The sequence below is a fragment of the Actinomadura meridiana genome, from assembly GCF_039537545.1.
GTDB lineage: Bacteria > Actinomycetota > Actinomycetes > Streptosporangiales > Streptosporangiaceae > Spirillospora > Spirillospora meridiana.
On record NZ_BAABAS010000026.1, the window covers coordinates 184,434 to 202,028 of the forward strand.

The 17,595-nt window shown below is 69.5% G+C and carries 18 protein-coding genes and 2 tRNA genes; 6 read left to right on the forward strand and 14 right to left on the reverse strand.

Annotated elements, in window-relative coordinates; genetic code table 11:
• Positions 1–92: 92 nt before the first annotated feature.
• From ABD808_RS32765 to ABD808_RS32780, 4 genes are all read right to left on the reverse strand, one after another.
• The gene (locus tag ABD808_RS32765; protein ID WP_344905317.1) at positions 93–443 is read right to left on the reverse strand and encodes a DUF3054 domain-containing protein; all 351 of its coding nucleotides are present in this window, start codon (positions 441–443) and stop codon (positions 93–95) included.
• 175 nt (positions 444–618) lie between these two features.
• Positions 619–692, reverse strand: a tRNA-Met gene (locus ABD808_RS32770).
• Positions 693–762: 70 nt separating this feature from the next.
• Entirely contained in the window at positions 763–2,394 is a 1,632-nt protein-coding gene (gene pruA / locus ABD808_RS32775) for an L-glutamate gamma-semialdehyde dehydrogenase (protein WP_344905321.1), read from the reverse strand.
• A 20-nt stretch (positions 2,395–2,414) separates the two neighbouring features.
• On the reverse strand, positions 2,415–3,323 hold the full coding sequence (locus ABD808_RS32780) for a proline dehydrogenase family protein (RefSeq protein ID WP_344905324.1): 909 nt from the start codon (positions 3,321–3,323) through the stop codon (positions 2,415–2,417).
• Between the two features lie 114 nt (positions 3,324–3,437).
• Between ABD808_RS32780 and ABD808_RS32785 the strand changes: the two genes are divergently transcribed.
• Positions 3,438–4,526, forward strand: a complete 1,089-nt coding sequence (locus ABD808_RS32785) for a PucR family transcriptional regulator (RefSeq protein WP_344905328.1) — start codon at positions 3,438–3,440, stop codon at positions 4,524–4,526.
• A gap of 151 nt (positions 4,527–4,677) precedes the next feature.
• Here the strand turns inward: ABD808_RS32785 and ABD808_RS32790 are convergent.
• The 4 genes from ABD808_RS32790 to ABD808_RS32805 form a co-directional block, all read right to left on the reverse strand.
• Positions 4,678–4,751: transfer RNA gene (locus ABD808_RS32790), tRNA-Met, on the reverse strand.
• A 47-nt stretch (positions 4,752–4,798) separates the two neighbouring features.
• On the reverse strand, positions 4,799–5,845 hold the full coding sequence (locus ABD808_RS32795) for a YlbL family protein (protein ID WP_344905331.1): 1,047 nt from the start codon (positions 5,843–5,845) through the stop codon (positions 4,799–4,801).
• A gap of 72 nt (positions 5,846–5,917) precedes the next feature.
• Entirely contained in the window at positions 5,918–6,364 is a 447-nt protein-coding gene (locus tag ABD808_RS32800) for a molybdenum cofactor biosynthesis protein MoaE (protein ID WP_344905335.1), read from the reverse strand.
• 10 nt (positions 6,365–6,374) lie between these two features.
• Complete coding sequence (locus ABD808_RS32805; RefSeq protein WP_344905340.1) at positions 6,375–6,908, reverse strand: PPA1309 family protein; 534 nt, start codon at positions 6,906–6,908, stop codon at positions 6,375–6,377.
• A gap of 108 nt (positions 6,909–7,016) precedes the next feature.
• On the opposite strand from ABD808_RS32805, the gene ABD808_RS32810 reads away from it, so the two are divergent.
• Positions 7,017–9,932: a UPF0182 family membrane protein gene (locus ABD808_RS32810; protein ID WP_344905345.1), complete on the forward strand. Its 2,916-nt coding sequence runs from the start codon at positions 7,017–7,019 to the stop codon at positions 9,930–9,932.
• Positions 9,933–9,958: 26 nt separating this feature from the next.
• On the opposite strand, the gene ABD808_RS32815 is transcribed toward ABD808_RS32810, so the two are convergent.
• Positions 9,959–11,041: an NAD-dependent epimerase/dehydratase family protein gene (locus tag ABD808_RS32815; RefSeq protein WP_344905349.1), complete on the reverse strand. Its 1,083-nt coding sequence runs from the start codon at positions 11,039–11,041 to the stop codon at positions 9,959–9,961.
• 89 nt (positions 11,042–11,130) lie between these two features.
• On the opposite strand from ABD808_RS32815, the gene ABD808_RS32820 reads away from it, so the two are divergent.
• From ABD808_RS32820 to ABD808_RS32830, 3 genes are read left to right on the forward strand one after another with little or no spacing between them, the layout of a single operon-like run.
• Positions 11,131–12,609: a zinc-dependent metalloprotease gene (locus ABD808_RS32820; protein ID WP_344905352.1), complete on the forward strand. Its 1,479-nt coding sequence runs from the start codon at positions 11,131–11,133 to the stop codon at positions 12,607–12,609.
• Positions 12,606–12,800 carry a hypothetical protein gene (locus tag ABD808_RS32825; RefSeq protein ID WP_344905355.1) on the forward strand — a complete coding sequence of 65 codons (195 nt, stop codon included), beginning with the start codon at positions 12,606–12,608 and terminating at the stop codon, positions 12,798–12,800. Before ABD808_RS32820 ends, ABD808_RS32825 begins: the two co-directional genes overlap by 4 nt.
• The gene (locus tag ABD808_RS32830) at positions 12,800–13,357 is read left to right on the forward strand and encodes an NUDIX hydrolase (RefSeq protein WP_344905358.1); all 558 of its coding nucleotides are present in this window, start codon (positions 12,800–12,802) and stop codon (positions 13,355–13,357) included. The genes ABD808_RS32825 and ABD808_RS32830 overlap by 1 nt, the downstream gene beginning before the upstream one ends.
• Here the strand turns inward: ABD808_RS32830 and ABD808_RS32835 are convergent.
• On the reverse strand, positions 13,347–13,979 hold the full coding sequence (locus ABD808_RS32835) for a hypothetical protein (RefSeq protein WP_344905361.1): 633 nt from the start codon (positions 13,977–13,979) through the stop codon (positions 13,347–13,349). The genes ABD808_RS32830 and ABD808_RS32835 overlap by 11 nt on opposite strands.
• Before the next feature lie 62 nt (positions 13,980–14,041).
• Positions 14,042–14,623, reverse strand: coding sequence for a M48 metallopeptidase family protein (locus tag ABD808_RS32840; protein ID WP_344905364.1), 582 nt, complete (start codon positions 14,621–14,623; stop codon positions 14,042–14,044).
• A 278-nt stretch (positions 14,624–14,901) separates the two neighbouring features.
• Here ABD808_RS32840 and ABD808_RS32845 point away from each other — a divergent pair, with 278 nt between their 5' ends.
• Positions 14,902–16,233, forward strand: coding sequence for an ABC1 kinase family protein (locus tag ABD808_RS32845; protein WP_344905367.1), 1,332 nt, complete (start codon positions 14,902–14,904; stop codon positions 16,231–16,233).
• A 236-nt stretch (positions 16,234–16,469) separates the two neighbouring features.
• Here the strand turns inward: ABD808_RS32845 and ABD808_RS32850 are convergent, their stop codons facing one another.
• From ABD808_RS32850 to ABD808_RS32860, 3 genes are all read right to left on the reverse strand, one after another.
• Entirely contained in the window at positions 16,470–16,739 is a 270-nt protein-coding gene (locus tag ABD808_RS32850) for a hypothetical protein (RefSeq protein ID WP_344905370.1), read from the reverse strand.
• Positions 16,739–17,017 carry a WhiB family transcriptional regulator gene (locus ABD808_RS32855; RefSeq protein WP_344905941.1) on the reverse strand — a complete coding sequence of 93 codons (279 nt, stop codon included), beginning with the start codon at positions 17,015–17,017 and terminating at the stop codon, positions 16,739–16,741. The genes ABD808_RS32850 and ABD808_RS32855 overlap by 1 nt, the downstream gene beginning before the upstream one ends.
• 115 nt (positions 17,018–17,132) lie before the next feature.
• On the reverse strand, positions 17,133–17,441 hold the full coding sequence (locus tag ABD808_RS32860) for a hypothetical protein (RefSeq protein ID WP_344905373.1): 309 nt from the start codon (positions 17,439–17,441) through the stop codon (positions 17,133–17,135).
• Positions 17,442–17,595 lie beyond the last annotated feature (154 nt).

A 17,595-nucleotide genomic window follows, 5' to 3' on the forward strand; every position in this document is an offset into this window, starting at 1 on the left:
TAACTTCATCAGCACGCCAGCCCAGGGTCAACCGCGCCAAAGGGCAAAGAGCAGACAGCCACTTTTGGAGACACCCCACAACAAACCAGCCCTTACCGGACCCCAACCACCCGAGCCAAGACTCGCCACCCGAGCATCACACCTCCCAGAAACAAGCCGGCCACCACCACAAACGCAACAGCAGTCCCCTGCCCAACCAGAGCCCGCAACCCCATCCCCACAGCAACAGTCAAAACCCAAACGACAACCCCAGTAGGCACCAGAGCCACCGCCCGCCGCCACCCGCGACAAACAACCCATCCAACCCCAACCCCAACAACAAACGGCCAGCTCACACCAAGGAACCCGAGGACACTGCCCCCCTCGTCATGAGACCCCCGCCCAATCCCAACAAACACAAGCACACAGACCACATCAAGCACAAACCCCCATCCCCACCGCACCAGAAAACCCTAACCCACACCACGCAGGGAGGGGGGCCAGGGGCGAAGCCCCGGGGGGGCGGGTGGGGGGTGGTGGAGGAGCGGGGGGCTCCGGGGGGTCGTCCCCCCGGGCGAAATGCGAAGGGTCCGTAGGGAAGGGCGCCAAAAGCGCCCGACCACACGGACCCCAGACCAGTAGCGGGGGCAGGATTTGAACCTGCGACCTCTGGGTTATGAGCCCAGCGAGCTACCGAACTGCTCCACCCCGCGGTGATGGGTTAACTGTATGGGGCGGGGGGTGGTTGCGCAAACTGGGTTCGGGTGGCCGGCCGGGGGCGGTTCAGCCCATGTGCGGGTATCGGTAGTCGGTCGGTGGGACGAATGTTTCTTTGATGGAGCGGGTGGAGGTCCAGCGGAGGAGGTTGAACACGGATCCGGCTTTGTCGTTGGTGCCGGACGCGCGTGCGCCGCCGAAGGGTTGTTGTCCGACGACAGCTCCGGTGGGTTTGTCGTTGATGTAGAAGTTTCCGGCGGCGTAGCGGAGGACGTGGGCGGTGTGGGCGGCGGCGGCGCGGTCGTTGGCGATGACGGCGCCGGTGAGGGCGTAGGGGGCGACGGATTCCATCTGGGTGAGCATGGCGTCGTACTGGTCGTCGTCGTAGACGTGGACGGCGAGGATGGGTCCGAAGTATTCGGTGCGGAAGATCTCGTTGTCGGGGTCGCCGGAGACGAGGACGGTGGGCCGGACGAAGTATCCGACGCTGTCGTCGTAGGTTCCTCCGGCAATGACGTCGACGTCGGGGTCGGCTTGGGCGCGGTCGAGGGCGGCCTTGTTCTTGGCGAAGGCTCGTTCGTCGATGAGGGCGCCCATGAAGTTGCCGAGGTCGGCGACGTCCCCCATGGTGAGCCCGTCGGTTTCGGCGGCGAGTGCGTCCTTGAGCCCACCGTCCCAGATGGACCGCGGCACATAGGCACGCGACGCCGCGGAGCATTTCTGCCCCTGATACTCGAACGCCCCGCGCACCAGCACGGTCTTCAGAACAGCGGCATCGGCGGACGGATGCGCGACGACGAAGTCCTTGCCGCCGGTTTCCCCCACCAGCCGCGGATATCCACGGAACTTCTCGAGGTTCGTCCCAACTGTCTTCCACAGATGCTGGAACGTAGCCGTCGACCCGGTGAAGTGGATCCCGGCCAGCTCTGGATGCTGAAGCGCAACCTCCGAAACGGCCTGGCCGTCCCCGGTGACAAGGTTGATGACCCCAGCCGGAAGCCCAGCCTCCTCAAGCAACCGCATCAAAAGCACCGCGGAATACGTCTGCGTAGGCGACGGCTTCCACACAACGACGTTGCCCATGAGCGCGGGCGCGGTGGGCAGATTGGCGGCGATCGCGGTGAAGTTGAACGGCGTGATGGCGTAGACGAACCCTTCGAGCGGCCGGTGGTCGATCCGGTTCCAGACGCCGGGGCTGCTGATGGGTTGTTCGGCGAGGATCCGACGCGCGAAGTGCACGTTGAACCGCCAGAAGTCGACCAGCTCACACGGGCTGTCGATTTCGGCCTGCTGGACGGTCTTGGACTGTCCGAGCATCGTCGCGGCAAGCAGGGTCTCCCGCCACGGCCCGGCGAGCAGGTCGGCGGCCCGCAGCAGGATCGCGGCCCGGTCGTCGAACGACAGCGCCCGCCAGGCCGGAGCGGCCTTGAGCGCGGCGTCGATGGCGTCACGCGCATCGTCTTCGGTCGCGGTCCCGAACGTCCCGAGCACAGAAGCGTGCTTGTGCGGCTGCACAACGGCGATTTTCGCGCCCGCCCCCAGCCGCCGCTGCCCGCCAATGGTCATGGGCAGATCGATCGGCGCTTCGGCCGTCAGCTCGGCGAGCCTGGCCTCGAGCCGGGCCCGCTCGGCGCTGCCCGGGGCGTACCCCCGCACCGGCTCGTTCACCGGTGTCGGAACATTGGTCGCGGCGTCCATGAAGGCAACCTCCTTGTGAGTCAGCGGGACACGAACGATCGAAGAAAGAAAACAAGATTGGCGGGACGCTCGGCCAGCCGCCGCATGAAGTACCCGTACCAGTCAGCGCCATAAGGCACATAAACGCGCATCTGATGGGTCTCGGCCAGCCGCCGCTGCTCCTCCGTCCGAATCCCATACAGCATCTGGAACTCATAGGACGTGGGCGACCGCTCGGAAGCCAACGCGAGCGCTATCTCGATAAGCCGCGGGTCATGGCTGGCGATCATCGGATACCCGTCGCCCCGCATCAGAATCCGCAGCCCCCGCACATAAGCAAGGTCGACGTCCCGCTTGCTCTGAAAGGCCACCGAAGCAGGCTCGGCATAAGCCCCCTTGACAAGCCGCACCCGCGACCCGCTCCCCGCCAGATCCCGGAGATCCCCTTCGCTACGCCGCAGCATCGCCTGAACAGCGACACCAACCCAAGGGAAATCAACACGCAGCTTCCCGAGGATCCCCAACGTAGAGTCGACGGTCGTGTGGTCCTCCATATCAAGCGTGACGGTCATCCCGACCCGTCCAGCCGCCGCACACAACTCCCGCGCGTTATCCAGAGCAAGGTCCCCACCAAGCACCTGCCCTAGCGCCGACAACTTCACCGAAGCGTCGGCACCCCCCGCAAGCCCCTGCTCCTCAAAGGCGGCGAACATCTCCAGATAGGCATCCCGAGTAGCCCGTGCCTGCCCCTGATCGGTGGTGTCCTCCCCAAGATGATCAAGAGTCACACGCAGCCCGTCCGCCCCCAACCCACGGGCGACACCAATGGCGGCGTCCAGGTCCTCCCCAGCGACAAACCGGTCGACGACTCCCCTGGTCAGCGGCACGGACGTGACAAGCCGACGCGTCCGCACGCTACGGGCGGCAGCAAGCAGCAAAGGGCTCAGCATCAGAACCTCCAGCGACGAGGAACACCTGCACGCTAGAAGCCGCCACCCCTCCCCCCGTATAGCCAGACGCCACTTTCAGAGCAGCCGATCTTCATACAAACGTACAATATTCAGATGGACCTCCAGGAGATCACCGAACAGGCGGCCGACCTGCTCCGCGCCCCCGCCACCATGGAGGACCGCGATTTCCACCTGGTCGCCTACGCCCCGCACGGCGACACCATCGACCCCGTCCGGATGGACTCGATCCTCCACCGCCGCGCCACCGCCGCCGTCCGCGCCCGCTTCGAACGCCACGGCATAGCCCGCGCCACCGGCCCGATCCGCATCCCGCCAGACAAGACACTCGGCCAGTTGGCCCGCCTCTGCCTCCCCGTCCGCTGGAACAACGTGACCTACGGCTACCTCTGGCTCCTGGACGACCAGGAACGAATAACCAGCGCCCAAGCGTCCCGAGCGATGCCCCTGTGCGAACGCGCGGGCCTCCTCATGGCCCGCCAGGCCCGAGAACGCGACGACCTGGGCTGGAAGGTGGCCGACCTCCTCTCCACCCACCCGGACGTCCGCACCCAGGCGGCCGACGACCTGGCCAACGCTGGAATCTCCGACCCGCCCTACACAGTGGCCGTCCTCCGCACCCCAAGCCCCGAACCCCTCAACCCGTGGCTACTCCCCCACTCCACCCTGACGACGGTCTGGCAACGCGACCACGTCCTCCTACTCCCAGCCGAAACATCCACAACCATCGACCGAGCCCGCCGCATCCTGGAGGAACGCAACGTCCCCGTCCAAACAGGCGTCTACACACCCTGCCCCACCCTCGACCACGTCCACGAGGGCTGGCAACGCGCCCGAGTAGCCGCCCGCACCGCCACCCCAGGCGAAACCCGCGACTGGACAACCTTGGGCGCCCTACGCCTCCTAAGAACAGCAGGAGACGAGGCCCTAGCCCAAGCAACCCAAACCAAGGGAACCCACCGCCTACAAGACCATCCCGTCCTACAAGAAACAGCCCGCACCTACCTAGACCAAGCAGGCAACGCCCAAAAAACCGCAGAAACCCTAAACATCCACCGCCAAACCCTCTACCACCGCCTACACCGCATAGAAGCCCTAACGTCCCTAACCCTCACAAACGGCCAAGACCGCCTAACCCTCCACCTAGCCCTAACCCTGACCCCCCACCTAGAAAACAAGACTTGAAGGAAGCCCAACCAAGGGGGGCCAGGGGCGAAGCCCCGGGGGTGGGCGGGTGGGGGTGGCGGAGGAGCCGGGGGTCCGGGGGTCGTCCCCCGGACGAAATGCGAAGGATCCCCGCGGAAGGCCGAAGGCCGACCACGGGGATCCGGATCCGTAGCGGGGGCAGGATTTGAACCTGCGACCTCTGGGTTATGAGCCCAGCGAGCTACCGAACTGCTCCACCCCGCGGTGATGGGTTAAGTGTATGGCATGGGGAGGGGTGGTGCGAACGGGTTTCAGGGGCAGGCGGGGACGGGGCCTTTGCCGCTGGTGAGGGCGTTGATGGCCTGGACGGCGCCGTGGAGGGTGTCGGCGCGGACGAGGCGGAGGCCGTCGGGCCGGGCGGACTTGGCGTCGGAGCAGTTGTCCTTGGGGGTGAGGAAGATGGTGGCGCCGGACCGGCGGGCGGCGATCATCTTCTGCTGGATGCCGCCGATGGGGCCGACCTCGCCGCTCGGGGTGATGGTGCCGGTGCCGGCGATGAAGCGGCCCTGGGTGAGGGGGCCTGGGGTGAGTTTGTCGACAATGGCGAGGGAGAACATGAGGCCGGCGGAGGGGCCGCCGATGTCGCCGACGCTGATGTCGATCTTGAAGGGGAACTTGTACTCGTCGGAGATGACGATGCCGACGGCGGGGCGGTCGCCGTTGGGGGTGGCGACGGTCTTGAGGGTGGCGGTGTTCTGCTTGCCGTCGCGGGTGTAGGCGAGGGTGACGGTGTCACCGACCTTGTGCTTGTCCATGGTGCCGGTGACCTGGGCGACGTTGGTGATCTTGGTGCCGTTGACGGCGGTGATCTCGTCGCCGGGCTTGAGGACGCCGTCGGCGGGGCGGCCCTTCTGGATGCCGTCGATGACGACGCGGGTGGCGACGGGGATGCGGAGTTCGTGGAGGGCGGCGGCTTCGGCGTTCTGCTGGGAGTCCTGCATCTGGCGGGTGTTCTCTTCGTCGACCTGCTTGGGCGACTCGTCCTGCGGGAAGATCGTTTCTTCGGGGACGATGGCGGTGTCGCCCTTGATCCAGCCGCGGAGTGCGGTGAGGAGGTCGATGCGTCCGCCGGGGCCGCCGCGGTAGGTGACGGTGGTGAAGTTGAGGTGGCCGGACGCGGGGTAGACCTGGCGGCCGTCGATCCTGATGAGGGGCTGGCCCTTGTCGTTGGTGCCGAGGGTGTTGCTCGTGGGCCCGGGCATCAGCGCGACGTAGGGCACTTTCATGACGGAGCCGATGAGGGCGAGCACGAGGACGATCACGCTCGCGGCGGTGAGCGTGGCGGCACGACGAGACATGCCCGGAACTCTATGCGGTCCGGGGCGATCTTTTGTGGGGGGCCGACCCCCCACACCCCCCGGGTGAGCGGGTTAGCACGCGCCGACCCATTCGTTCCCGCCGTCGGCGAAGGTCTGGTGTTTCCAGATCGGCACGTCCGCCTTGAGGTCGTCGATGAGGCGGCGGCACGCGGCGAACGCCTCGTCGCGGTGGGCGGCGGACGCGGCGACGACGACGGCGAGGTCGCCGACGCGCAGGTCGCCGACGCGGTGGACGGCGGCGAGACCGAGGACGGGGTGGTCGGCGGCGACCTTGTCCATGACGGCGCGGAGCTGTTCCGCGGCGGTGGGGTGGGCGGTGTAGCCGAGGGCGGTGACGGCTCGGGCGTGGTCGTGGTCGCGGACGGTCCCGATGAACAGGGCGGTGCCGCCGGCGCCGGGGGCGGCGACGGCGGTGAGGACCTCGTCCACGGACAGGGGCTCGGCGCGGACGCCGATCAGCCTGATCACACCGTCCCGGCCGATGCTGTCGTGGCTCACGTCCCGCAGGCTACCCCTCGGTGGGTTCGCCCTCGGGCTCGAGGGTGGCGGCGAGGGCCTCGGGGAAGGCGCGGACGAGGTCGGGTCCGGTGAGGACCTCGTCCTCGTTGTCGTGGCTGCGCATCCGGATGGCGGAGAGCCGGGCGCCGCCGCGCAGGACGCCGATGACCATGCGCACGTCCTCGCGGGCGGGGTGGCTGCCGACGAACGCCTGGGCTTCGGCGGCGTCGCCGGGGATCTCGGCCTCGACGTCGGAGGGGAGGACGACCCGTTCGAGGACGAGGGCGCACCCGTCGACGGTGTCGGGCCAGACGATCCCGGCGAGGGCCTTCTCCAGGTCGTCGGGTTCGGGGAGGGCGTCCTGTTCGACGGGGACGAGCGCGTCGGGGTCGGCGGGGAGCTGGTCGGCGAGCCCTGGTTCGGCCCGGCGGAGCTCGCCGCTGCGGACGAGGGCGTACAGGCTCGGCGCGGCGTCCCAGCCCTTCTCGGCCGAATGGCGTTCGAGGTCGAGGACGACTTCTTCCAGATGGTTCACGGGGCCCATCTTTCCCCCTTTCGCCCCATGGACATGCGGGAACCCCCGTCCCAGTCGGTAAGTTGCTTAGACAGCACCGGCGGGCCGCCGGTGGCGCAACTCGATCGGAGGGGTCAGTTGACCTTCCGGACTCCCGGCTTCGGGCGCCGGCTCGGTACGGGACGGACGCGGCTGGTGCTGCCGACCCTGGTGGTCCTCGCCGTGCTTCTGGCTGCCTTCATGGTCTTCACGGCGACGTACACGAACCTTCTGTGGTACGACTCGATCGGCTTCAAGAAGGTCTACACGACGCAGCTTCAGGCGAAGGTGGTCCTGTTCTTCGGGGCGGGGCTGCTGATGACGCTGGTGGTCGGCGCGAACGTGGCGGTGGCTTACCGGTTGCGTCCGGCGTACCGGCCGTTGTCGGTGGAGCAGCAGGGCCTGGAGCGGTATCGCGCGGTGATCGATCCGCGCCGACGGTTGATCTCGTGGTCGCTGCTGGGGCTGCTCGGTGTGCTGACGGGTTCGTCGGTGGCGGGCCAGTGGGCGGTGTGGCTGGCCTTCCTCAACCGGACGTCGTTCGGCGTCGAAGACCCGCAGTTCCACAAGGACGTGTCGTTCTACGTCTTCACGTATCCGTTCCTGCGTCTCGTCCTCGGCGTGGTCTTCGCGACGATCATCCTGTCGATCCTGGCCGCGGTGATGGTGCACTACCTGTACGGCGGGCTGCGGTTGCAGGGGCCGGGTGACAAGGCGAGCCCGCCCGCGCGCGCCCATCTGTCGGTGCTGTTCGGGTTGTTCATCCTGTTGAAGGCGGTCGCGTACTGGTTCGACCGGTACGGCCTGGTGCATTCGGAGCGGGGCGTGACGACGGGCGCGTCCTACGCCGACGTGAACGCGTTGCTCCCGGCGAAGACGATCCTCATGATCATCGCCTTGCTGTGCGCCGCGATGTTCTTCAGCAACCTGTTGCGGCGCGGGATGATGCTGCCGGGCGTCGGGTTCACGTTGCTGGTGCTGTCGGCGATCCTGCTCGGCGGGGTCTATCCGTTGCTGATCCAGCAGTTCCAGGTGAAGCCGGACGAGCTGGCCAAGGAACGGACGTACATCCAGCGCAACATCGAGTTCACCCGGCGGGCGTACGGCGTGGACGGCGCGAAGGTCGTCCCGTACGGGTCGCAGCCGGTGACCGACAAGTCGAAGCTCCTTCAGGAGGCCGACCAACTGGAGCAGGGCGGCGTGCGCGTTCTCGACCCTGCCGTGGTGGGCGAGACGTTCCAGCAGTTGCAGCAGATCAGGCCGTTCTACCGGTTCCCCGACACGTTGGACGTCGACCGCTACCCGGTGGACGGCAAGATGGTCGACACGGTCGTCGCGCTGCGAGAACTGTCCGGCGCGCCCTCGGGGCAACGCTCCTGGGTCAAGGACCACATGGTCTACACGCACGGCTACGGGCTGGTGTCCGCGTACGGCGACCGCTTCGCCGAGGGCAACGTCCCCGAGTTCATCACCAAGAACATGCCGGTCTCCCCCACCCACAAGATCAAGGTGGCGAAGCCGGAGATCTACTTCGGGGAGCGGTCGCCGAAGTACTCGGTGGTCGGCGGGAGTGGCCAGCAGGAGCTGAACTACCCCGACAACAGCAAGGCGGGGCAGAAGAGCAGCAACTACGACGGTGACGGCGGCGTCCCGATCGACTCGTTCTTCCACCGGCTGCTGTACTCGGCGAAGTTCCAGGACAAGAACCTCCTGCTGTCCGGCGCGATCAACGGCGGCGCGAAGATCCTCTACGACCGGTCGCCGCGCGAGATGGTGCAGAAGGCGGCGCCGTGGCTGACGCTGGACGGCGACCCCTACCCGACTGTGGTGAACGGCCGCATCCTGTGGATCGTGGACGGCTACACGACGTCCAGCAGCTACCCGTACTCGGAGAAGATGGGCCTCGGGGACGCGACCCGCGACACGATCACCGACACGCGGTCGGCGGTGGCGCGGCAGGCCGACGCCCACATCAACTACATGCGCAACTCGGTCAAGGCGACTGTGGACGCCTACGACGGTTCCGTGCACCTGTACCAGTGGGACGAGAACGACCCCATCACGAAGACGTGGATGAAGGTCTTCGACGGGACCGTCCAGCCCAAGTCGTCGATCCCGCCTGACCTGGCGGCGCATTTCCGCTACCCGCAGGACCTTTTCAAGGTGCAGCGGAAGGTTCTCACCAAGTACCACGTGACGGACCCGTCGGCGTTCTACAACGGCGAGGGTTTCTGGGAGGTGCCGGAGGACCCGTCCTCGAAGGACAAGCGGCAGCCGCCGTACTACCAGAGCCTGCGCATGCCGGGCCAGAGCACGCAGTCGTTCTCGCTGACGACGGTGTTCAACCCGCGCGACAACTCACAGCTCGCCGCGTTCATGGCGGTCGGCTCGACGCCGGGCCAGGACTACGGGCAGATCCAGATCCTCCAGATGCCACGGGACGCGCAACCGGCGGGGCCCGGCCAGGTGCAGAACCTGTTCGAGACCGATCCGCAGGTGAAGAGAGACATCAACGACCTGCGTATCGGAGGCACGAAGACCTTGCCCGGCAACCTGCTGACGATCCCGTTCGGGGGAAGCCTGCTGTACGTCGAGCCGATGTACACGAAGGCGGCGGGCGGTAAGGAGCAGCAGCCCTACCCGGTCCTCGGCAAGATCCTCGTCCAGTACGGCAACAGCAGGGCGGCGGCGAACAACCTGAAGGACGCGCTGAAACAGGTCCTCGGCGGCGCGAGCGCGGCGCCGCCGACAGCGCCGGGGAAGGGGCTCACCCCCGACGCGCAGAAGGCGCTCGGCGATCTACAGAAGGCCATCCAGGACTTCGAGACCGCGCAGAAGAGCGGCAACTACGCGGAGATGGGCAAGGCCTGGCAACGGATCAAGGACGCGCAGGCGGCGCTGTCGGCGGCGGGAGCGGCCAAACCGCCCGCCACGACGTCGCCGAGCCCGTCGCCGAGCCCGTCCGGTTCCCCCACCCCGACCTCGACCCCGTCCGCGACGCCGTCGACGAGCTGAGCCCGCCCCGCACCCGCGGCGGGAAGTCAGCGGCGGCGTTTGCGGGCGCGGCGGATGGCGGCGGCCGCGCCGATCGCGGCGACGGTGGCGCCCGCGGCGGTCGCCATGGTGGCCTCCTTGCCGCCGACGCGACGTCCGACGACGGCGTGCCGTCCCGCGGTCTCCTCCATGACGGAGCGAAGCGCGGCCGCGTTGTCGTACAGGGGTTTCCAGCCCGCGGCCCGCAGCCGCGCGCAGTCGACGACCCACGGGTAGGCGACGTAGTGCAGATCGGTCGCGGGCGCGGGCGTCATGCCGAGCCGGTGCAGCCGCTGCGCCATCCCGAACGTGAGCGCGGCGGGCAGCTCGAACGTCCGCTTCCCGGTGATCTCGGTGACCTCGTCGGGGCCGAGCCAGCCCTCGCAGCCGACGGCGAGCGGGCCGGTGACGTGCTCGGTGACGACGACGTCCAGCGCGGACGCGAGGTCCTCGATGTGGCAGAACTGCCAGCCGGACGTGCTGCCCTTGACCGACAGCAGCCGGGGCGCCTCGAAGTGCCGGGTGACGACGGTGTCGACGCCGGGCCCGGCGAGCGCGGCGGGACGCACCACGGTGACCTCGAGCCCGGGATGGGTGATCGGCGCGGTGACGGCCAGCTCCTCCATCTCCAGGTAGTCGCCCGCGATGCTGGTGCTGGCCTCGGCGAGCAGCGGCGCGTCCTCGTCCAGCGGGATCTCGTTGCCGGGTTCGGCCCCGTAGACCATCGCGGACGTGACGAGGATTACCCGGCGGACGCGGGCGGCCGCGGCGGCGGTGACCACGGTCTGGGCGCCGCGCACGTTGTGGGTGCGGCGCTCGCGGGGGTCGGCGTCCGGGGAGTGCTCGACGTCCAGGTTGACGATCACGTCGACGTCCGACAGCCGGTTGGACAGCAGCGGGTCGCGGATGTCGACGACACGCCAGGTGACTCCGGGCACATCGCCGCGCTGCCCGTCGATGGCGACGACCTTGCGGATCCCCTCCCGCTCGGCGAGCCTGGCGGCGAGCAGCCGTCCCGCACCGGTGGCGGCACCGGTGACGGCGACGACCGGGCCCTTGCTACGCCGAGGGCGAACCTTGCCCGTTGCCACGGAGGTGCCCCCTTCCTTGTGTACGCGACCTTGCCGGGACCGGCTAACGTTGCGGATATGAGCCCATCATGCATCCCAGGGGCAAACCGATGAGTGACAACCCGTTCGGTTTCAACCGTCCCGGCGACGGTGACGACGACGACCGGCCCCAGGATCCATTCAAGGGCATGGGCGGCGACATGGCGCAGTTCGCCGACATGCTGCACCGGTTCGCCGACATGATCGGCGGCCAGGGCGCGGGCGGCGCCACCGCCGGTGGCGGCCCCCTGAACTGGGATCTTGCCAAGAACATAGCGCGGCACCAGGTGGTGGAGGAGGGCGACCCCTCGGTCGTCGACGCCGAGCGCCGCCAGGTCGAGGAGGCGCTGCGCCTCGCGGACCTCTGGCTGGACGAGAGGACGACCCTCCCCGCGGGCATCCGCACGCCGCAGGCGTGGAGCCGCTCGGAGTGGATCGAGCAGACGCTGCCGGTGTGGGCGAAGGTGTGCGACCCGATCGCGAACCGCATGGTCGACTCCATGGGCGGGGCGCTCGGCGGCGCGGGCGGCGACATCCCCGACGACATGCGGGCGATGGCGGGCCCGCTGATCGGGATGGTCAAGCAGATGGCGGGCGCCATGGTCGGCGGCCAGGCGGGGCAGGCGCTCGGCGGGCTGGCCCGCGAGGTGACCGGCTCGGCCGACGTGGGCCTGCCGCTCGCACCGGACGGCGTCGGGGCGCTGCTGCCCGCCGGGGTGGAGGCGTTCGGCTCCGGACTTGAGGTCTCCGGCGACGAGGTCCGGCTGTATCTGGCGCTGCGGGAGGCCGCCCATCAGCGGCTGTTCACGCACGTCCCGTGGCTGCGGTCGCATCTGCTGGGCTCCGTCGAGGAGTACGCGCGCGGGATCACCGTCGATCTGTCGGGCATCGAGCAGGCCGTGCAGGGCCTCGATCTGTCCAACCCGGAGGCGATCCAGGAGGCGCTCGGCGGCGAGATCCAGCTCCAGCCGGAGGAGACGCCCCGGCAGAAGGCGGCGCTGGCCCGGTTGGAGACGACGCTCGCGCTGGTCGAGGGCTGGGTCGACACGGTGGTCAACGAGGCGGCGCGGAACCGGCTGCCCGGTTCGGTGAAGCTGGCCGAGGCGGTGCGGCGGCGGCGCGCGACGGGCGGCCCGGCGGAGCGGACGTTCGCGACGCTGGTCGGCCTGGAGCTGCGGCCCCGGCGGCTGCGCGAGGCGGCGGCGCTGTGGCGGACGCTCACCGAGGTGCGCGGCGTCCAGGCCAGGGACGCGATCTGGGATCACCCGGACCTGCTCCCGACGTCCGACGATCTCGACGACCCGGACGGCTATGTCCACGGCCGCGACGAGATCGAGGGCCTGTCCGACCTGGACCTGTCCCGGCTCACCAAGGGCGAGGACGTCACCGCCACCGACGCCGACAAGCCCGACAACTCGGACGAGCCCGAGGGGCCGGACAAGCCCGACGACAAAGGCCCCGGTGAGGACGAGGGGCCCGGCGAGGACGAGGGGCCCGGCGAGGACGAGGGGCCCGGCGAGGGTCCGGCCGAGGGCGGGCCCAGGGCATGAGCCGGTCCCGTGAGTCGCACCGGACGCCCGGGGTGCGCGTGAACGGCTGCGGGTACGAGCCGCGGTCGTCCACGAACGCGATCAGGCGGCGCGTGGCGCGGGCGAGCCTGTGCTGGCACCGTCCGGTCGACCAGGAGCGGCGGCGCCGCCATCCGGCGAACTCCCGTTACCCGCGCGTGGGCCGTCTGTGATGCCACAGCCCCAGGCCGGGGGCACGCTGTACGACGACGCCGTGCGCGTCCTGTCGTCGTGGGAGGCGCCCGACGCTGAGCAGGAGGACGTCCGGCTCGGGTTCCTGCGCCATCTGGAGGAGTATCCGGCGGACGGCATGTGGCGGGAGTGCGCGGCCGGGCACATCACGGCCAGCACCGCCGTGCTCGACCCGTCCAGGACGCGGGTGCTGCTGACCCTGCACGCGAAGTTCAAGGCGTGGTTCCAGCTCGGCGGGCACTGCGAGCCCGGCGACGCGGCGCTGGCGGGCGCGGCGCTGCGGGAGGCGACGGAGGAGTCCGGCATCGGCGATCTGCGGCTCAGTCCGGTGCCGATCCAGCTCGACCGGCACGCCGTCCGCTGCCACCCGCAGGGCACCTGGCACCTGGACGTCCAGTATGTCGCGATCGCCCCGGAGGACGCGCGGCACACGGTGAGTGACGAGTCGGACGCCCTCGGCTGGTTCCCGGTGGACGCCCTGCCCGACTCCACGGACGACGCCCTCCGCAGCCTGGTGACACGTGCCGTCAGAAGCTGAGCGCGTGCCCTTCGAGAAGCGCGCGGGTGTTCTCCCAGCCTTCCAGGCCCGGATCGAGAAACCGCAGGTCACCGGCGACGCGGAGCCGATGCCACCCGGGTCCCTGCGGGACGAGCCCGGGGCGGGGCGCGGCGCCGCGCAGCCGGGCGAGCGCGTCCGGCGTGTCGAGGTCGACGTCACGCAGGGCGGCGGCGAGCCAGCCGGGCAGCGGCAGCCGGGCGGCGAGCGCGACAAGGCCCTCCGGTTGGGCGGGGCAGGCGGAGGCGGGGGCGTGGCCGAGGGCGCGGAAGAGCTTGCCGAGCAGGAGCGGGGGCAGGTCGGGGGCGTCCGGCGCGACCAGCGCGGCGGCGTCGGCGCCGAGCGTGTGCAGCGCGGCGAACGCCTCCGCGAGTGTCGGCTCCCGGACGATCGGCGTGCCGGGCCAGGTGACGGCCTCGGCGTCCGGCTGGTCGGGCGGGTCGAGGACGAGCGCGGAGGTCACGAGCTGGAGCCCGGCGACGACCTCGTAGGTGTCTTCGAGCATCGCGAGCCTGAACTCGTCCGGATCGACGCCCGGCGGAACGGCGTGCGGGCGCGCGGGAGACGACAGTACGGCGGCGAACCGCGCCCGGGACCCCGGCACCTAGGCCGTTCCGGAAGCCGCGGGCGGCCCGGCCCCCGCAGGGGGCCTGTCCGAGGCGGTGATCATCCGGCGACCTCGTGCGGGAAGTCGTCGCCGTGCCGGATGGCGTCGTCGGTGATCTCGCCGTCCGGCGCGTCGGCCTCAAGGGGCAGGTGCGCGGCGGCGGCGACGCCCTCCAGGTAGCCGCGGGCCCGGTCGGCCTTCGGGTAGTTGCCGACCAGCTCCCAGAAGTCGGCGCCGTGCCCGGGGATGAGCAGGTGCGCCAGCTCGTGGACCAGGACGTAGTCGACGACCCAGCTCGGCATGCCGCGCAGCCGGGTGGACAGCCGGATCGTGCCGTCGTCGGGGGTGCACGACCCCCAGCGGGCGCGTTGGTTGGCGACCCAGCGGACGCTGACGGGGTCGGCGCGTCCGTCCAGGTAGCGACGGGACAGTTCCCTGGCCCGCGACTGGAGGTCGGCGTCGCTCGGACGCCGGCGCCGTTCCCGCTCTTCGAGGCGTTCGAGGATGGTCGCGATCCATTGCTCTTCTTCGGCCTTGCTCAGCCTGGACGGAACCATCACCACCACCTTGTCGCCATCGCGGTAGGCGGACACGGTCCGTCGGCGCCTGGCGCTGCGGCGAACCTCAACGTTAGGGGGCACGCCTGAACCGTACTCGAAATTTTGCCCCCACCAAAGGGGGTGTTTGACGTTACCGCAGGTCAGGCCCCTGGTTTTTGGCGGCATTTCACTCCCCGATGAGATGGGGGAAGGCGCCGCGCCAGGGACCCGAGCCCCTGTCGCGACCCTTTTCGGGGCCCGCGTGAGAAAGCGCACACTTACCAGATCGCCGCAGGTCGGGCCGATCCGGGAGGGGCGCCCCAGCGATACTTCCCGATGGTTGTGGCGTGAACGACAGCCGATCACGGACAATGGTCGGCGTGAGCGATCTTCCCCGCCGCGCGGTGACGCGGTCAGCAAAGCTGGCGTCCCTCCCCATCGGCTTCGCGGGGCGCACCGCCCTCGGGGTGGGGAAGCGGACGTTCGGCCGCCCGGCCGAGGCCGTCGCGCTGGAGATCCAGACCCGGACCGCCGAGCAGCTGTTCAAGGTGCTCGGCGAGCTCAAGGGCGGGGCGATGAAGCTCGGCCAGATGCTGTCGATCTTCGAGGCGGCGCTGCCGCCGGAGATCGCGGGCCCGTACCGCGCCACGCTGACCCGGTTGCAGGAGGCCGCTCCCCCGCTGCCCGCCGCGACCGTCCACACCGTCCTCGCGGAGTTCCTCGGGAACGACTGGCGCGACTATTTCGAGGCGTTCGACGACGTGCCCGCCGCGGCCGCGTCCATCGGGCAGGTGCACCGCGCCGTGTGGCACGACGGCCGCGACGTCGCCGTCAAGGTGCAGTACCCCGGCGCCGGGAAGGCGCTGATCAGCGACTTCAACCAGCTCGCCCGCCTCGGCCGGCTGTTCGGCGTGCTGATGCCGGGGCTGGACGTCAAGGCGATGCTCGCGGAGCTGAAGCAGCGGGTGGCCGAGGAGCTGGACTACACGATCGAGGCCGAGTCCCAGCGGATCTTCCGGGAGGCCTACGACAACGACCCCGACTTCCTCATCCCCGAGGTCATCGCGCAGAGCGGCGACATCCTGATCAGCGAGTGGATGGACGGCACCCCGCTCTCGAAGATCATCAGTGAGGGCGACCAGGAGACCCGGAACCACGCGGCGCTGCTGTACTGCCGGTTTCTGCTGTCGGGGCCGAAGCGGAGCGGGATGCTGCACGGCGACCCGCATCCCGGCAACTTCCGGTTGCTGCCGGACGGGCGGCTCGGCGTCCTGGACTTCGGCGCCGTCGACCGCATCCCCGGCGGGTTCCAGCGGCGGCTCGGCCTGCTGCTGCGGATCGGCACGATGGCCGACATCGACGAGATCGAGGAGGCGCTGCGCCGCGAGGACTTCATCCGCGCGGGCGTCGAGGTCGACGCCGACTCGCTCCAGGCGTTCCTCGCCCCGATCACCGAGCCGTTCGTCACCGAGACGTTCAGGTTCAGCCGCGAATGGCTGCGCGACATGGCGGCCCGCGTCACCGACCTGCGTCCGTCCAACGTGGTGCGGCAACTGAACCTGCCGCCCGGGTACGTGATCATCCACCGGGTGCTGTCGGCGGGCACCGGGGTGCTGTGCCAGCTGGAATGCGAGATCCCGGCCCGCGCCGAGTCGCTGCGGTGGGTGCCGGGCTTCGCCGACGACGAGGACGGCGAACTCGTCTCCGGCTGAGCCGCGAAAGCCCTGATACTCCGCAAGCCTTTGGTTCTCCGAAAAGCTCGGGTTCTCCAAAAGCTCTGGCTCTCCAAAGCTCTGGTTCTCCGAAAGCTCAGCGGGCCCCGCGCAGTGATGGTGCGCGGGGCCCGCTCGCGCGCGGCCGGTGCGTGGATCACCGGACGCGCTCCATGAACCCGCCGGGAGGCGCGACCGTCCGTCAAACCATCCAAGAAAGAACGGACGGAGGCCTGCTACCAGCGCGGGTTCGGGGTTTCGTTGGGGGTCGGCGCGAGGAGGACGCGCCGGACGCGCGACGCCCTCGTCCGGGCGTCACGGCGGGCGCGCCGCATCGCGTGCAGCCGCCGGGCGGTCGCCTCGGCGGCCGTGTCGGCGTCCATTTCCTGGGCCCGGCCGGACGGGTCGGATCCGGCCGCCCGGAGGCGCGGTCCCCACGCGGGGGCCGCGCCTCCGGGGTCGTCGACGGGAATCGGCGTGGCCGGTTGTGCTGGCAGTACCGACATCAGACGGCCACTTCGTCCGGCCGCGGGTGCTTACGCGGGCGGCCACGCGGCCGCTTGCGCGGGACGATCACGCCGCGGACGAACAGCTCACCGCCCCAGACACCCCAGGGCTCCTTGCGCTCAAGTGCCCCGGCGAGGCACTCCCTGCGCAGCGGGCACTCCTGGCACAGGGCCTTGGCGAGCTCGACGTCGGCGGGAGCCTCGGCGAAGAACAGCTCCGGGTCGGTCCGGCAGGGAAGAGTGAGGTCCTCCTCGCATATCGCGAGAGCCCCCTGCATCACAGTCACCCTTGTTCCTCTCGTTGGTTCTCAACGGGTGTTCGGTGGGTCTGGGCAAACAAGAAGGCCGCGGATCCGGTTCGGATCCGCGGCCTGGGGGCTTGCCGGTCTGTTTCTAAACCGGTGGCCTCCAGGGGTACGGACCCGACTCGTCACCCGTGTCGGTGACGCCCACGTGGGTCGTGGCCGGAGCCGGGACGGTCGCGTCCTCGAGTAGGTGGTCGAAGACACTCCGCCCCTGGTCCTGGATTCGCTGCTGCTCAAGGAGCAGCTCGCGCAGGTCATTGCCGCGCAGGGCGGTGCCGCGCACGTTCGATCCGCGCGTGTCGCGCGGTCGCGGCTCGGACGACGTCGCATAGACGGACGGCATCGACGAGGAGCCGGGGCAGGCGGCGGTCCAGGACCACGCGGGTTTGTTCATCATGCTGATCACCGGACTACACACCACCTTTCTCGCTCCTCGGGGCCGCACCGGCGGATCAAGATCCGCATCGGCGGGCCGGGCTGTTTGCTCGCGTTCGAGCGTACGGGGATCTTGCCGAATCAAGCAAGATATTTTTGACCTGCGATTTTGTGGG

What these genes read in the sequence shown, in the direction of transcription:
- ABD808_RS32850 (WP_344905370.1), bottom strand. Translation starts at nt 16,739, where the DNA reads ATGTCGGTACTGCCAGCACAACCGGCCACGCCGATTCCCGTCGACGAC.
- ABD808_RS32825 (WP_344905355.1), top strand. Translation starts at nt 12,606, where the DNA reads ATGAGCCGGTCCCGTGAGTCGCACCGGACGCCCGGGGTGCGCGTGAAC.
- ABD808_RS32780 (WP_344905324.1), bottom strand. Translation starts at nt 3,323, where the DNA reads ATGCTGAGCCCTTTGCTGCTTGCTGCCGCCCGTAGCGTGCGGACGCGT.
- pruA (WP_344905321.1), bottom strand. Translation starts at nt 2,394, where the DNA reads ATGGACGCCGCGACCAATGTTCCGACACCGGTGAACGAGCCGGTGCGG.
- ABD808_RS32785 (WP_344905328.1), top strand. Translation starts at nt 3,438, where the DNA reads ATGGACCTCCAGGAGATCACCGAACAGGCGGCCGACCTGCTCCGCGCC.
- ABD808_RS32805 (WP_344905340.1), bottom strand. Translation starts at nt 6,908, where the DNA reads ATGGGCCCCGTGAACCATCTGGAAGAAGTCGTCCTCGACCTCGAACGC.
- ABD808_RS32820 (WP_344905352.1), top strand. Translation starts at nt 11,131, where the DNA reads ATGAGTGACAACCCGTTCGGTTTCAACCGTCCCGGCGACGGTGACGAC.
- ABD808_RS32795 (WP_344905331.1), bottom strand. Translation starts at nt 5,845, where the DNA reads ATGTCTCGTCGTGCCGCCACGCTCACCGCCGCGAGCGTGATCGTCCTC.
- ABD808_RS32855 (WP_344905941.1), bottom strand. Translation starts at nt 17,017, where the DNA reads ATGCAGGGGGCTCTCGCGATATGCGAGGAGGACCTCACTCTTCCCTGC.
- ABD808_RS32860 (WP_344905373.1), bottom strand. Translation starts at nt 17,441, where the DNA reads ATGATGAACAAACCCGCGTGGTCCTGGACCGCCGCCTGCCCCGGCTCC.
- ABD808_RS32830 (WP_344905358.1), top strand. Translation starts at nt 12,800, where the DNA reads ATGCCACAGCCCCAGGCCGGGGGCACGCTGTACGACGACGCCGTGCGC.